This window comes from Pantoea sp. SO10 (genome assembly GCF_005281435.1).
GTDB lineage: Bacteria > Pseudomonadota > Gammaproteobacteria > Enterobacterales > Enterobacteriaceae > Pantoea > Pantoea leporis.
In genome coordinates this window covers 1,509,389-1,525,010 of the sequence record NZ_CP040095.1, presented here as the reverse complement: position 1 = coordinate 1,525,010, position 15,622 = coordinate 1,509,389, and the positions used below count along the sequence as shown (strand labels likewise).

The 15,622-nt window shown below is 54.6% G+C and carries 12 protein-coding genes; 7 read left to right on the top strand and 5 right to left on the bottom strand.

Annotated features, from left to right (window positions below):
* Positions 1–133: 133 nt before the first annotated feature.
* The 4 genes from pyrD to FCN45_RS06980 form a co-directional block, all read right to left on the bottom strand.
* Entirely contained in the window at positions 134–1,144 is a 1,011-nt protein-coding gene (gene pyrD, locus FCN45_RS06995) for a quinone-dependent dihydroorotate dehydrogenase (RefSeq protein ID WP_137385510.1), read from the bottom strand.
* Between the two features lie 119 nt (positions 1,145–1,263).
* Positions 1,264–2,265, bottom strand: a complete 1,002-nt coding sequence (locus tag FCN45_RS06990; RefSeq protein WP_246862554.1) for a glycosyltransferase — start codon at positions 2,263–2,265, stop codon at positions 1,264–1,266.
* 2 nt (positions 2,266–2,267) lie between these two features.
* Positions 2,268–3,785: a lipopolysaccharide biosynthesis protein gene (locus FCN45_RS06985; protein WP_137385508.1), complete on the bottom strand. Its 1,518-nt coding sequence runs from the start codon at positions 3,783–3,785 to the stop codon at positions 2,268–2,270.
* A 97-nt stretch (positions 3,786–3,882) separates the two neighbouring features.
* Positions 3,883–4,710 (bottom strand): hypothetical protein, encoded by an 828-nt coding sequence (locus FCN45_RS06980; RefSeq protein WP_137385507.1) that lies wholly within the window; start codon positions 4,708–4,710, stop codon positions 3,883–3,885.
* A gap of 755 nt (positions 4,711–5,465) precedes the next feature.
* On the opposite strand from FCN45_RS06980, the gene ssuE reads away from it, so the two are divergent.
* The 5 genes from ssuE to ssuB are packed head-to-tail and all read left to right on the top strand — an operon-like array spanning position 5,466 to position 9,732.
* Positions 5,466–6,017 (top strand): NADPH-dependent FMN reductase, encoded by a 552-nt coding sequence (ssuE, locus tag FCN45_RS06975; RefSeq protein WP_137385506.1) that lies wholly within the window; start codon positions 5,466–5,468, stop codon positions 6,015–6,017.
* A 10-nt stretch (positions 6,018–6,027) separates the two neighbouring features.
* Complete coding sequence (locus FCN45_RS06970; protein ID WP_137385505.1) at positions 6,028–6,996, top strand: sulfonate ABC transporter substrate-binding protein; 969 nt, start codon at positions 6,028–6,030, stop codon at positions 6,994–6,996.
* A gap of 2 nt (positions 6,997–6,998) precedes the next feature.
* Entirely contained in the window at positions 6,999–8,144 is a 1,146-nt protein-coding gene (gene ssuD, locus FCN45_RS06965) for an FMNH2-dependent alkanesulfonate monooxygenase (protein WP_137385504.1), read from the top strand.
* A gap of 11 nt (positions 8,145–8,155) precedes the next feature.
* A complete protein-coding gene (gene ssuC, locus FCN45_RS06960; RefSeq protein ID WP_101760938.1) occupies positions 8,156–8,944 on the top strand; it encodes an aliphatic sulfonate ABC transporter permease SsuC in 789 nt (262 codons plus the stop codon).
* Complete coding sequence (ssuB, locus tag FCN45_RS06955; protein ID WP_101760939.1) at positions 8,941–9,732, top strand: aliphatic sulfonates ABC transporter ATP-binding protein; 792 nt, start codon at positions 8,941–8,943, stop codon at positions 9,730–9,732. The genes ssuC and ssuB overlap by 4 nt, the downstream gene beginning before the upstream one ends.
* 79 nt (positions 9,733–9,811) lie before the next feature.
* On the opposite strand, the gene pepN is transcribed toward ssuB, so the two are convergent.
* Positions 9,812–12,427 carry an aminopeptidase N gene (gene pepN, locus FCN45_RS06950; RefSeq protein ID WP_137385503.1) on the bottom strand — a complete coding sequence of 872 codons (2,616 nt, stop codon included), beginning with the start codon at positions 12,425–12,427 and terminating at the stop codon, positions 9,812–9,814.
* A 253-nt stretch (positions 12,428–12,680) separates the two neighbouring features.
* Here pepN and pncB point away from each other — a divergent pair, with 253 nt between their 5' ends.
* Entirely contained in the window at positions 12,681–13,886 is a 1,206-nt protein-coding gene (gene pncB / locus FCN45_RS06945; RefSeq protein WP_168197451.1) for a nicotinate phosphoribosyltransferase, read from the top strand.
* A 152-nt stretch (positions 13,887–14,038) separates the two neighbouring features.
* Positions 14,039–15,439, top strand: a complete 1,401-nt coding sequence (gene asnS, locus FCN45_RS06940; protein WP_137385501.1) for an asparagine--tRNA ligase — start codon at positions 14,039–14,041, stop codon at positions 15,437–15,439.
* The last annotated feature ends 183 nt before the right edge of the window (positions 15,440–15,622 follow it).

Below are 15,622 nucleotides of genomic sequence, written 5' to 3'. Positions count from 1 at the left end.
TTATCGCTGCGCTAAACGGCGCTTAATTAAAAAAATAAATCTGAGAAAAAGCTGAAAAAGGCATCAGCAGGACAAAATATAAACGAGCCGAAGGGATAAATAAACCCCTCGGCGCAGTAAAGTGGGAAATGTCTTAGAGGTGGGTCACGATATCTTTAATTAAGCTTGGGCCTTTATAAATAAATCCAGAGTATATCTGCACTAATGTTGCACCCGCGGTAATTTTCTCACGCGCAGAAACCAGCGAATCAATACCACCGACGCCGATAATAGGTAAGCGGCCCTGCAGCTCTTGCGCCAGGCGGCGAATCACTTCGGTGCTGCGTGACTGCACCGGACGACCACTTAATCCGCCCATTTCTTCGGCGTATTTAAGGCCGGTCACCAGCGAACGATCAAGCGTGGTATTGGTGGCAATCACACCATCAATATTGTGGCGCACCAAACTGTCGGCAACCTGGATCAATTCTTCTTCAGTCAGATCCGGCGCGATCTTTACCGCCACCGGCACATATTTAAGGTGCCTTGCCTGAAGTTCTTGCTGTTTTAATTTGATGGCAGAAAGAAGATCGTCCAGCGCTTCGCCATATTGCAGCGTGCGTAATCCTGGCGTGTTGGGTGACGAAATATTGATGGCGATATAACCGGCGTGGGCATATACCTTTTCCATGCAGATCAGATAATCGTCTTTGCCTTTCTCGACCGGCGTATCTTTATTTTTGCCAATATTGATGCCGAGAATGCCCTTAAAGCGCGACTTTTTAACGTTGGCAATCAGATGATCAACGCCGAGATTATTAAACCCCATGCGGTTAATAATCCCTTCGGCAGGCACTAAGCGGAACATACGCGGTTTATCATTTCCCGGTTGCGCCAGCGGCGTTACCGTTCCAACTTCGACAAAACCAAAGCCCATCGCGCCGAAGGCATCAATGCACTCGGCATTCTTATCGAGACCGGCCGCTAAGCCGAGCGCGTTCGGGAAGGTTAATCCCATGCAGGTTACCGGACGTGATGGCAGCGACTGGCGAATCAGCCCTTCCAGCGGGGTGCCGCTAATAAAACGCAGTTGTTGAAAGGTGAGTTCGTGCGCACGCTCAGGATCAAGCTTAAACAGCGCTGGCCGGACGATAGGATATAACATGCACTCTCCTCAATGACGGAAACCAGGGAAGTCGGGGTGCACGGGAAAATGTGCGCCAGAATGGTAAGGTGCGCTGGCGCAAAAGTAAATTGTTCTACTGCATCACAATTTGATCGTTATCAGCGTCGTGCAGAATAGCGGCCAAGCTGTTCGCGACACGCCTGCAAGCCACTGTAAATCGTCGGGCAATACCACATCAGCTTCAGACGCGCGCTATGTTGCAATACATTGCGCACCAGCTGATTCACCTGCGGTTGCCAATCCGTTGGGATCACCATGTGATTTTTGCGCATCTGCGCCAGGCAGCTGTGCATCACCGTTTGGTAGTAGCTATCCAGCAACGCCGCATCCACCGGCAGTTGCCGTTCGCGCAGGAACTGTTCGCTGCTTTCACGCGCAATAAAGTAATTTTTCACATAGGAAAAATCGCGCGTGCTTTGCGACAGCGACGTCAGCATAAAGCGTTTGTAGTAGTAACTTTGGCTGGTGCAATAAATGTTACGCGCCTGCAGATAGAGCGCAAACATGTAAGGCGCATCTTCATGGTTTTGAATCGGCAGAAACTGCAGCGCCAGTTGATCAATCAAGCGACGCGAAATGATGCTGCTCCACACGACGCGATGCGCCGACTGATGCTGCATCAGCGTACGTAAACTGGTGCTGCCACCGGGCAGCAATCCACTGACATGACGCTGGTGAATGGTTTGATAGTGGCGCTGCGCGGCAGGCACATCAAAAAACATTTTCGCGCCAAAGCAGAACAGATCGATATCTTCATGGCGCGCCTGCACGCGACGGAAGTCGGCGAACAAATCGGTGGAGACAAAATCATCGGCATCCATGAAGTAAACAAAATCACCGGTTGCGACAGAGAGCCCTTTCATACGCGCGGCGCTGACGCCGCCGCGCTCACCGCTCAGCAGGATCACCTGCGGATGCTGAGCCGCAAACGCCGTGAGCCAGGCTACGCTGCTGTCACTGGAACCATCGTCGATAACAATGATCTGTTCCGGCGGCGATGACTGACGCAGTAATGAACCCATCGCTTCTGGCAGCCAGGGCGCGCAATTCCAGTTCGGTATGATGACCGAAACCGTAGGGATACGGTGAGATGACATCATGCTCATCCTCTTTCCTCAACGTTAAACAACGGAATTCTGAGACGCTTCAACACCACGCTGTGCAGCAGACAGCAGACGCCGAGATTGAACGCGCCAATCAAGCCAAGCCACAGCAGGTTGAGCCAGCGATTTTGGTTCCACTCGATCGGCAGCAAGGTGCTCAGCCAGGCGACAGCCGCAGAAACCGCCCAAATCAGCATCACGTCGCGGGTTAACCAGGTGAAATGGATGCCCGGCGCAAAGCGGCGATGCACCAGCCACGCCCAGCCCACCAGATAGAAGATGTTCTGGCCCAGCCACAGCCAACCGGTGCCGAGTGCGCCGTAGTGAATGGCACACCAGATGTTGAGCGGCACCAGCAGCACGGCAAAGCAGGTGAAGCCTTTCATGTGCAGCTTGAGGTTGCCGTTGATGTATTGCAGGTGATAGAGCAAACCGCAGATAGCCTGAATGCCGCTGCCTAATGCGTACAGGCTAAGGACAAACGACATCTCATCAACAATCTGACTTTTCTGCGTCCACGCCCACAGCAGTGGGCCGGCGTAACAGGCGATGGTGATACTGAGCGGCGCCATAAAGATCGCCACCGCCTGCGTGGTGTAGCGGTAAAGTTTCAAGGACTCCGCATCACCCTCTTTGCGGGTTTTCATGCCGGTCATGCGTGGCACGATGGCCTGCATGATCGGGCTACTCAGCAGTAGAATGCCGGTCGCGGCGGTCGCCACCACGGTAAACGAACCGTATTCACTTAGCGGCAGCGTCTTGGAGAGCACCAGTCGGTCGATTTGCGAAATAAAGGTCCACACCGCACTGGAAAATGCCGCGCTGAGCGCAAAACGAATAAAGGGTTTCAGCACCTCTTTCAGATCGCCGCGCTTCTCTTTGCGCGCCGCTTTGGGGATCAGCTGACAGGATTTGTAGATACAGCAGGCCGCTTCGGCAATCGACACCAGCAACTGCCAGACAAAGAACGCCAATACCGCATTAGAGAAGAATTGAATCACCAGCACCGCGCCAAAGGTGCGCAAGGTGGTGATAATCAGGTTGACGCCGTTCAGCCACACCTGATGTTCGAAGCCCACAATCACGCTGCGATACGGACTGGTGCGCCAGCGTATCGCCGCAGTGATCACCATAATCGCCACGGCAATCACCACATCGCCCGCCGGAAGATGACGCGCATCCAGCCAGTGCGTGGCAATCCATGGCGTCGCCAACCAACCCAACACCACCAGCACAATCGTGGAGAACAAGAAGAATTTGGTCAGCGTGGCAAACAGCGCCGGGAACCAGACAAATTCCGCCTGATTAGCACGATAGCGCGCCGCTTCCCGCATCAAGGTGGTCGAAACACCGGCATCGAGTAATTGCAGCCAGGTTAATAAAATCGAAAAGAAGCCCACTAAACCGTAGGCTTCCATACCTAAGTGTTGAATATAAAGTGGTACAACCAAAATACCTGACAGCGTCAGATAGATTTGACCAACATAGTTGGCAATCGCGTTACGTTTTATAGACATAGGTGTTTTGGCATCTGGGGATTATCTCAGTGGCCTTAAGCGTGACATAAAAGTATTCACGCGCACACCGGAGTTATTCTTAAAATTAACGTTGGTGCTAAGCGCCCAGCTTTTTTCTCATTTTCATCATGGCGAAATAGATGTCAGGTTGTTTCAACATGAGTTTTTCCATTGCACCTTTGGCCGGGAAGTTTTCCGCAAAGTAGGTTAATGCATGGCGGGTATTATCTGAGAATTTATCGGCACCACTCAACTCGTGCTGGACTAATTGTAATAAGCCGCTGCGTAAATAACTTTCCCGATAGCGGTTTCGCTCCGGAATATAGTGTGACAATCGTGTGAGTTTTTCATAATCGGTAATAAATTGCTGATAGGTTAAGCGCGGCGAGGCTTCTACCTGAGTGGTCAGCGACGCTTCACTGGCGTAATCGAGCACCCACGCCGTTTGCGTATGCAGTAATCCGGCCAGCATCACATCCTGAATACGCGTCAGCGGCCCACCCGCGCGGGCCAGCCCAGCACGCAAGATCACCACAAAGCCGCCCTGCTGCCACCAGCGCTGCGCATGCAGTTGCTGGAACAGCTGAAGAGAAGAGTGTAAACCGTTCGCCAGCTCGCGCTTCGCCAGTGAGACCACAAAACAGTTTAGCTCGGGACGCTGGTCACTGAGCTTTGCCACGTCCTGCAGCAGGTTGGCCGGCAAGGCGCTGCGCTCCGCGCTGAACAGCAGGAAATCATCTTCAGCCGGCGTGCTGTGCGGAAAGGTCGGCAGCAATGACGAGGTGAGATGCGATCCCGCAGCATCGGGTTGCAGCCAGTAACATACCAGCTCTTCTGCAGCGTTAGGTGAGGGTGAGATGCGATTGAAGGTGGCAGGCGCGACCCGCTGCTCAGTTAAATCCTGAGCAAATGAAGAACTACCCATATATATCTCCCTAAAAATAAATTGGTTTGCCGCAACGGCAGTTCACGCCACAAAACGCGGGCGTAAATAAATAAGTGAAATATCGTTATCGTGTTCTAGCGGAAATTAGCTCAACCAATTATAAACAGGCCGGGAATTGTAATTCCAACCACGATGAGTATTGACACGTAACTGACGAAATTAATTGTTCAGCGCGGCTGCATGAAGTGTGATGGTGATCGGCGAAAATTTGCATGACTTGTAACAAGCGGGTTGAATAGTGCGTATTTTATTAACCTTTATTCGCGTTTAGACATAAATTTCGTGAAATAAAAACCACGGTAAATTAGGAAATAAACAACTGTTGCTCAGTTTTATCTGATTCATGGAGGAGGGAATAGTGGAGAATTGCTTCTCTTTTTCCATAACTTTCAATATCAAGCACTGCATGCAATCGGTAACTGTGCGGTCTGTATAAATATATTTCTCTGGTTACTACTCTGTTTTACCCATGCATCACGCCCTTTAATCATTAACGTCATTCACTGAGGCCGCAGGATTTATATAACCGCAACCTTGCAGCCTCGCTTTTCAGATTATACCTAAGCGCCTGAAACCTGCGTTTTCATCCCCTCTTTATATGTCACTGGCTATCCCATTTTGCGACTTAGGATTACCAGATAAATCATTTAAGCCTCGCTGCCTGCTCTGACAGTATTGAACACATCAGTTCTGAATATCAGATAATCAATAACTTTCAGTTATAAGGAGTGACCATGCGGGTTATTACGCTGGCGGGCAGCCCTCGCTTCCCTTCACGCTCTACTGCGCTGCTGAGCCTGTGCCAGCACGCGCTGGAAGCACGCGGTGTCGAAGTGATTCCATGGAATATTCACAATTTCCAGCCTGAAGATTTGCTCTATGCACGCTTCGATTCTCCCGCATTGGCCGCGTTGAAAGCCGATTTGGCGCTGGCGGATGGCGTAATTGTCGCCACGCCTATATATAAGGCTTCGTTCTCCGGCGCACTGAAAACCCTGCTCGATCTACTGCCCGAGCGCGCGCTGGAACACAAAGTGGTGTTGCCACTGGCCAGCGGCGGCAGCGCTTCACATCTGATGGCGGTGGACTACGCGCTGAAGCCGGTACTCAACGCGCTAAAGGCACAGGAAGTGTTGCACGGCGTGTTCGCCACTGACGGCCAGATTACCGATTACGACCGCCAGCCGCTGCTCGATCCGCTGCTGTCGCAACGCATTGATGAAGCGCTGGATACCTTCTGGCACGCGCTGCATCGTCGCCACCCACCTTACGCACAAGCGGTATAAAGGAAGAGAGATGAAAAGGATATTGACGGGTTTACTCATGCCAGCCGTCGCGGCGCTGCTCACCTTGAGCGTGAGCGCGCAGGCCGCCGACGCACCAGAACAGTTGCGCATCGGTTATCAGAAAGGTTCGGTGAGCATGGTATTGGCGAAAACCCACAAGCTGCTGGAGCAGCGCTTCCCGCACACCAACATAAAGTGGGTGGAATTCCCGGCGGGCCCGCAGATGCTCGAGGCGCTTAACGTCGATAGCATCGATTTGGGCAGCACCGGCGACATCCCGCCGCTGTTTGCGCAGGCCGCAGGTGCCGATCTGCTGTATGTCGGCTCGGAGCCACCCAAGCCGCAAGCCGAAGTGATTTTAGTGCCGAAAGACAGCCCGATTCACAGCGTGGCCGAACTGAAAGGGCATAAAGTGGCGTTCCAGAAAGGCTCCAGCTCGCACAACCTGCTGCTGCGTGCGCTGGAACAGGCCGGGCTGAGTTTTAAAGACATTCAGCCAACCTATCTGACGCCCGCCGATGCGCGCGCCGCGTTCCAGCAAGGTGACGTTGATGCCTGGGCAATTTGGGATCCTTACTACTCTGCCGCGCTGCTGCAAGGCAACGTGCGCGTGCTGGCCGACGGCAGCAAACTCAATCAAACTGGCTCCTTCTATTTAGCCACGCGCAAATACACCGAGGCGAACGGCGCCTTTGTGCAGCAGGTCCTGAATACCTTCAGCGAAGCCGATGCGTTAACGCGCAGCCAGCGCGACCAGAGTATCGATCTGCTGGCGAATGCAATGGGCTTACCGAAACCGGTAATTGCCAGCTATCTCGACCATCGTCCACCGACCACCATTACGCCGGTCAGCGCCCATACCGCGCAGGCCCAACAGCAAACGGCCGATCTGTTTTATGCCAATCATCTGATGCCGGTAAAAGTGAATATTGCTGACCGCATCTGGCATCCACAATCCGCCCAGCCTAAAGGAAATTAATCATGAGCGTATCCGTATTTTGGTTTCTCCCGACGCACGGCGATGGCCACTATCTTGGCACCGCGGAAGGTTCGCGCCCGGTTGATCATGGTTATCTGCAACAGATTGCGCAGGCAGCGGATCGCCTTGGCTTCGGCGGCGTGCTGATCCCTACCGGCCGCTCCTGTGAAGATGCCTGGCTGGTGGCGGCGTCATTGATTCCGGTTACGCAGCGTCTGCGTTTCCTCGTCGCACTGCGTCCGGGCGTGATTTCACCGACGCAGGCGGCGCGTCAGGCCGCCACGCTGGATCGTCTGTCGAATGGTCGCGCGCTGTTTAATCTGGTCACCGGCGGCGATCCGGAAGAGTTAGCCGGCGATGGCGTGTTCCTCGATCACCGTGAACGCTATGAAGAGTCCGCTGAGTTTACCCGCGTCTGGCGGCGGGTAAGCGAAGGCGAAACCGTCGATTACGAAGGCAAGCATGTGAAGGTGCGCGGTGCGCGTCTGATGTTTAAAGCAGTGCAGGAACCGCGTCCGCCGCTGTGGTTTGGCGGATCATCAGATGCCGCGCAGGATCTGGCCGCTGAACAGGTCGATGTCTATCTCACCTGGGGCGAACCGCCGGCGTTAGTTAAAGAGAAGATTGAGCAAGTGCGCGCCAAAGCGGCGGCACAAGGCCGCACCGTGCGCTTCGGGATTCGTCTGCACGTGATTGTGCGCGAAACCAATGAAGAAGCGTGGCAAGCGGCGGATCGCCTGATTGCCCATCTCGACGATGCCACCATTGCCAAAGCGCAGGCCGCGTTTGCGCGCACCGATTCGGTAGGCCAGCAGCGCATGGCCGCACTGCACGGTGGACGTCGCGACAAGCTGGAGATCAGCCCGAATCTGTGGGCCGGCGTCGGCCTGGTGCGCGGCGGCGCAGGTACCGCGTTAGTGGGCGATGGCCCAACCGTGGCGGCGCGCATGCAGGAGTATCAGGATCTCGGCATCGAGACATTTATTCTCTCCGGCTATCCGCATCTGGAAGAGGCTTATCGCGTGGGTGAGTTGCTGTTCCCGCACCTCAATTTGGCGATTCCGGAAGTGCCGAAGCCGCGCGTGGTGCAAGCGCACGGTGAAGCGGTGGCCAACGATTTCACGCCGCAAAAAGTGTCGCAGAGCTAAAGGAGCAGATGATGGCGAACGTTAAAACCAGGCTGACCAATGCTGTATTGCCGTGGGTGTTGCCGGTGGTGCTGATTGCACTGTGGCAACTGGCATCGCAAGTGGGTTGGCTGTCGACGCGCATTTTGCCGTCGCCGGAAAACATCCTCATCACCTTCTGGAAGCTGACGGTGAGCGGAGAACTGTGGCAAAACCTGGCGATCAGCAGCTGGCGTGCCGCCATCGGTTTCTCTATTGGTGGCTCGATTGGTTTGATTCTGGGTTTGATTACCGGCACCTCGCGCGTCGGCGAACGCTTGCTGGATACCTCGGTGCAGATGCTGCGTAACGTGCCGCATCTGGCGCTGATTCCGCTGGTGATTTTGTGGTTCGGCATCGACGAATCCGCCAAGATTTTCCTCGTGGCGCTGGGCACGCTGTTCCCGATTTACCTGAATACTTATCACGGCATTCGTAATATTGATCGGGGTTTGGTCGAGATGGCGCGCAGCTACGGCTTGTCTGGCTGGAGCCTGTTCATTCAGGTGATTCTGCCGGGTGCGCTGCCTTCAATTATGGTTGGCGTACGTTTTGCCCTTGGCCTGATGTGGCTGACGCTGATTGTCGCCGAAACCATTTCCGCTAACTCTGGCATTGGTTATCTGGCGATGAACGCCCGTGAATTCCTGCAAACCGACGTGGTGGTGGTGGCCATCATTCTCTATGCCCTGCTCGGCAAACTCGCCGACGTCGCGGCACAACTGCTGGAGCGCGTCTGGCTGCGCTGGCATCCGGCTTACCAAGTGAAGGAGAACGCATGAGCAACGCAACCCTAAATCCGGCGCGCTTAAATCGCGGTACACCGGTTGGCGTGAATGGCGTCAGCAAGCAATATGGCGATCGTACCATCCTGAATAATATCGACCTGCACATCCCCTCCGGGCAGTTCGTCGCCGTCGTCGGCCGCAGTGGGTGCGGGAAAAGTACCTTGCTGCGCCTGCTGGCGGGTCTGGAATCCACCACGCGCGGGGCGTTGCTGGCGGGTAATGCGCCATTATCCGAGGCACGCGAAGATACGCGTTTGATGTTCCAGGATTCACGCTTACTGCCGTGGAAAAAGGTGATTGATAACGTTGGGCTGGGACTGAAAGGCCGCGAATGGCGCGCCGCCGCGCTGGAAGCACTCGAAGCCGTGGGATTGGCGGATCGTGCCAACGAGTGGCCTGCCGCGTTGTCTGGCGGGCAGAAACAGCGCGTGGCGCTGGCGCGTGCGCTGATTCACCGCCCAGGTTTGCTGCTGCTCGATGAGCCGCTCGGGGCGCTGGATGCGTTGACGCGTATCGAAATGCAGGGATTGATTGAGTCGCTGTGGCAGCAGCATAACTTCACCGTGCTGCTGGTGACGCACGATGTCAGCGAAGCGGTGGCTATTGCCGATCGCGTATTGTTGATTGAGGAAGGCCAGATTGGCCTGGATTTGATCGTCGATCTGCCGCGCCCACGCCGTCGCGGATCGGCGCGTTTGGCAGAGCTGGAAGCGGAAGTACTGGATCGGGTGATGAAGCGCGGCTCGTCAGAACAGCCGTTGAAGTTTGCGCAGCAGAGTTAATTGAAGACGCGCGATAAATCGCGCCGCTACGAATGCATACATTTATTGGTAGCGGCGCAATTTATTGCGCAAGGTTTTCTTACGCGTTTAACGCCTTGGTGATTTTCTCGTACAGATCGCCCGACAGCTTATCCAGCCCTTGCAACGTTTCCAGCGCTTTACGCATCAGCGCCTGACGATCAGCATCGTAGCGTTTCAGGCGAATCAGCGGCTCGATCATGCGTGCAGCCACTTGCGGGTTGCGCGTGTTGAGATCGGTCAACATCTCCACCAGGAACTGATAACCGCTGCCATCTTTAGCGTGGAACGCCGCGGGATTACCAGACGCAAACGCACCAATCAGTGAACGGATGCGGTTCGGGTTGCCCATGGTGAACGAACGGTGATTCAGCAGCTCACGCACATTGCTCAGCACGTCCGCCGCTGGGCTGGTGGCTTGCAGCACAAACCATTTATCCATCACCAGACCATCCTGATGCCAGCGCTCATCGTAGGCCGCCAGCAGCGTATCGCGGCACGGCAGGTTCGCCGCCACCGCTGCAGACAGCGCCGCTAACGCATCGGTCATGTTGTTTGCCTGCTGATATTGCGCCTGCACCAGCTTGTCCGCCTGTGCCGCATCGGCGAAGGCCAGGTAACCGAGGCAGACATTTTTCAGCGTGCGCTTGCCAATCTCCGCGTGCTCAATTTTGTATTCGCTGCTTTGGTTGGCCAGATAGAGCGCAAAGAATTCGTCACTCAGCTCTTTAGCCAGCGTACGCACCAGCGCATCGCGTACCGCTGAGATCGCCAGCGGATCGATGACATCAAACAGTTCGGCGATTTCATTCTCAGACGGCAGCGAAAGAATCAACGCTTTCAGCGCCGGATCGCCCTGCTCATCCAGCAGCACAGCGCGGAACGCATCAGCCACATGCAGCGGCAGCGATAGCGGCTGGCCCTGCTGATGACGTGCGACGTTGAGGCGAATGTAGGTTGCCAGCAGGCTTTGCGCCGCATCCCAGCGCGCGAAGTCGTTACGCGCGTGGCGCATCAGGAAGGTGAGTTGCGCATCGCTCCATTTGTAGTCGAGCTTCACGGGCGCAGAGAATTCACGCAGCAGCGATGGCACCGGCTGGAAGTAAACGTTATCGAAAATAAAGGTCTGGAACTCTTCGGTGACGTTCAGCACGTGATGCACCGCATGACCGTTATGCTGCAGCGGGATCACCTTGCCTTCGTTATCGTACAGTTCGATATCCAGCGGAATATGCAGCGGCAGCTTCTCTTTCTGCTCGGCGGTGGCCGGCGTGCGCTGGGTGACGTGCAGCGTGTACTGTTCCAGCTCTGGATTGTAGTCATCGCGCACCGTCAGAACTGGCGTGCCCGCCTGGCTGTACCAGCGGCGGAACTGCGATAGATCGACGTTCGAGGCATCTTCCATCGCCTGCACGAAATCATCGCAGGTGGCGGCGCTGCCATCGTGACGCTCGAAATAGAGTTGCATGCCTTTCTGGAAATTCTCTTCGCCCAGCAAGGTGTGCATCATGCGGATCACTTCTGACCCTTTCTCATACACCGTTAAGGTGTAGAAGTTGTTCATTTCGATCACCTGATCCGGACGGATCGGGTGCGCCATTGGGCTGGCGTCTTCCGCGAACTGCGCACCGCGCATCACGCGTACGTTATCAATACGGTTCACCGCGCGCGAACCGAGATCGGAGCTGAACTCCTGATCGCGGAATACTGTCAGCCCCTCTTTCAGGCTGAGCTGGAACCAGTCGCGGCAGGTCACGCGGTTGCCGGTCCAGTTGTGGAAATATTCGTGACCGATCACCGCTTCAATGCCGAGGTAATCTTTGTCAGTGGCGGTTTCGGCTTTCGCCAGCACATATTTGGAGTTGAAGACGTTAAGGCCTTTGTTCTCCATCGCCCCCATATTGAAGAAATCCACCGCGACGATCATAAAGATGTCGAGGTCGTACTCAAGGTTAAAGCGCTCTTCATCCCACTTCATGCTGGCTTTCAGCGAGGTCATCGCCCAATCAGCACGATCAAGGTTGCCGCGATCGACAAAGATCTCCAGCGCCACATCGCGGCCTGAACGCGTAGTAAAACTATCACGTAATACGTCGAAATCACCCGCCACCAGCGCAAACAGGTAGCACGGTTTCGGGAACGGATCTTGCCACTTCACCCAATGGCGGCCATCTTCATGGCGACCGCTCTCCAGCTTGTTGCCGTTGGAGAGTAAATAAGGATAACGCGCGGCATCGGCAATAATGGTGGTGGTGAAGCGCGCCAGCACGTCTGGGCGATCGAGATACCACGTAATATGGCGGAAACCTTCGGCTTCACATTGGGTACAAAGCGCATCGCCGGATTGGTATAACCCTTCCAGCGCGGTGTTTTTATCCGGATGAATGTCATTAATGATGGTCAGAGTGAAGTTGTCCGGTAGCTGGCTAATGAACAACGCGCCCTCTTCTTCGCGGTAATGCGGCCACGGATTGCCATCCACCGCCAGCGATACCAGCGTGAGATCTTCGCCATCCAGACGCAGTTCCGCGTCGGTAGCGCCCAAACGCTTCACCTGACTGACCGCTGTAACACGCGTCGAAGCCGCATCCAGAACAAAAGTCAGGTCGATATCGGTAATGGTGTAATCCGGCGCACGGTAATCGTGGCGATATTTAATTTGCGGCTGTTGCGTCATGAGTCCTTCTCGCATCGTTAAATCGTTAATATGTTGACCCGTCAAAGTCTAAGCGGGTTGTGCCTCTGTTGCCACGGTCAATGCGTGCGTTCGTTGAAAAGGCTACAATTCATTAACAATGGCACAAATGACCCTCGACCTGCCACCCGCAATTATGGTGTGATCGCGGTCATTACTGTTTTATACTCCTGCGTCTTTATGACTTTGTTGAACACCGGGCTCTGCTCCGCGGAAGAGGATGCTGAAACGCACCATGACTGGACATGCTTCCCCGATTTTGACCACGCTGCTTGATACCGATGCGTATAAGCTTCACATGCAGCAGGCCGTCTATCATCGCTATTATGATGTCCCGGTTACGGCGGAATTTCGCTGCCGTGGCGACGAACTGCTCGGTATTTATGCGGACGAGATCCGCGCACAAATTGAAACCCTGCAAACGCTCGCCCTGAGCGACGATGAGTATCACTACCTCAGCGGGCTGCCTTTCTTCCAACGCGATTACCTTGACTGGCTGCGCCAGTTCCGCCTCGATCCCTCACAAGTCAACGTGCGTAACAACAACGGCCATCTGACCATTCAGATCAGTGGGCCGTGGCGTGAAGTGATTTTATGGGAAGTGCCGTTGCTGGCGCTGATCAGTGAAGTGGTGCATCGCCATCGCACGCCGCAGATGGGTGTGGATCAGGCGGTTGCGCACTTGCAGCATAAGCTTACGAATTTCCGTCAGCAGGTCGGCGATTGGGATATGTCGCGCTTCCAGCTAATGGATTTCGGCACCCGTCGCCGCTACTCCAAAGCGGTACAGGAAGCGATCGTCGCTACGCTTAAAGCGGAGTTTCCGTGGCTGGTGGGCACCAGCAACTACGATTTGGCGCGTCGCCTGCAGCTTAATCCGGTGGGTACACAAGCGCATGAATGGTTCCAGGCGCACCAGCAAATCAGCCCGGTATTGGCGAACAGCCAACGTGCGGCGCTGCAATCCTGGCTGGACGAGTATGACAATCAGTTAGGTATTGCTTTAACCGACTGCATTACCATGGATGCTTTCCTGCGCGACTTTGGCCCGGGCTTTGCGCATCGTTATCAAGGCCTGCGCCATGACTCCGGCGATCCGCTGGAATGGGGTGAGAAAGCCATTGCGCACTATCAGCGGCTGGATATCGATCCCAAAAGCAAAACGCTGGTGTTTTCGGATAACCTCAATCTGGACAAAGCGCTAGCGCTCTATCGCCACTTTGGCCAACGTGCCAACGTGGTGTTCGGTATCGGAACACGCCTGTCCTGCGATATTCCGGACGTGACGCCGCTGAATATCGTGATCAAACTGGTGAGCTGCAATGGCAAACCGGTGGCAAAACTTTCCGACAGTCCCGGCAAAACCATTTGCCAGGATAAAGCCTTCGTGCGCGCCTTGCGCAAAGCCTTCGATCTGCCGCTGGTCAAAAGAGCCAGCTGATTCTTATATCAGGGCGCTTGCGCCCTGCTCTCACGCAACAAATCTCCTGTTTACCCGGCAATTTTGCTTGTTTCCTGTGGGCTCGCAAGTAACATAGCAAAACCCTGAATAAGGGCTTTTATCCACCTTCTTTTATATATAGAGAGAACTTTATGAGCGTTGTGCCTGTAGCGGATGTACTGCACGGCCGTGTCGCGGTTGACAGTGAAGTCACCGTACGTGGTTGGGTGCGTACCCGAAGAGATTCCAAAGCTGGTCTTTCCTTTATCGCCGTTTACGACGGTTCCTGCTTTAATCCCGTTCAGGCCGTCGTCAATAACTCTCTGAATAATTATCAGGATGAAGTGCTGCGTCTGACCACCGGCTGCTCGGTAATCATTACCGGTAAAGTGGTCGAATCGCCGGGCGAAGGCCAGGCTTTCGAGCTGCAGGCGACTAACGTTGAAGTTACCGGCTGGGTTGACGATCCGGATACCTATCCGATGGCGGCGAAACGTCACAGCATCGAATACCTGCGTGAAGTGGCGCATCTGCGTCCGCGTACCAACCTTGTAGGCGCCGTGGCGCGTGTGCGTCATACGCTGGCGCAAGCGCTGCATCGCTTCTTCCACGAAAACGGCTATTTCTGGGTTTCGACTCCGCTGATCACCGCTTCGGATACCGAAGGTGCCGGTGAGATGTTCCGCGTTTCGACGCTGGACCTGGAAAACCTGCCGCGCGATCCGCAGGGCAAAATCGATTTCGATAAAGACTTCTTCGGTAAAGAAGCCTTCCTGACCGTATCGGGCCAGCTCAACGCCGAAACTTACGCCTGTGCGCTGTCTAAGGTGTATACCTTTGGTCCCACTTTCCGCGCCGAAAACTCCAACACCAGCCGTCACCTGGCGGAATTCTGGATGCTGGAGCCGGAAGTGGCGTTCGCGACGCTGGATGATGCGGCCGCTTTGGCAGAATCTATGCTGAAATACGTGTTCCAGGCCGTTCTCAACGAGCGTGCTGATGACATGGCCTTCTTTGCTGAGCGCGTGGATAAAGATGCGATTGCGCGTCTCGAGCGTTTCGTGACTACCGACTTTGCTCAGGTGGATTACACCGATGCGGTTGATATTCTGCTGAAAAGCGGGCAGAGCTTCGAGAACCCGGTTTCCTGGGGCGTGGATCTCTCATCCGAACACGAGCGTTATCTCGCAGAGCAGCACTTCAAAGCGCCGGTGGTAGTGAAAAACTACCCGAAAGACATCAAAGCCTTCTATATGCGCATGAACGAAGATGGCAAAACCGTAGCGGCGATGGATGTTCTCGCGCCGGGCATCGGCGAAATCATCGGGGGTTCACAGCGTGAAGAGCGTCTGGATGTGCTGGATGCGCGTCTGGCAGAAATGGGCCTCAATAAAGAAGATTATTGGTGGTATCGTGACCTGCGCCGTTACGGCACCGTGCCACATGCCGGCTTTGGTTTAGGTTTCGAGCGATTAATCGCCTATGTCACCGGCGTACAAAATGTAAGGGATGTTATCCCCTTCCCGCGTACCCCACGCAACGCGAATTTCTAAATTTAGCGATTAATTATAAGTAATTCATATATATAAAGAGGTCGGCCTAGCCGGCCTTTTTTTATTTTTGTAAATTTAGAGTTCTCTCACAAAGTTCCCGAATTTTTACAAATTGTCATACAATTTTTCCTTTTGATACTTAATTGCGAGATTTGAATCATCTTCGGGCTAGAATTAGCAACC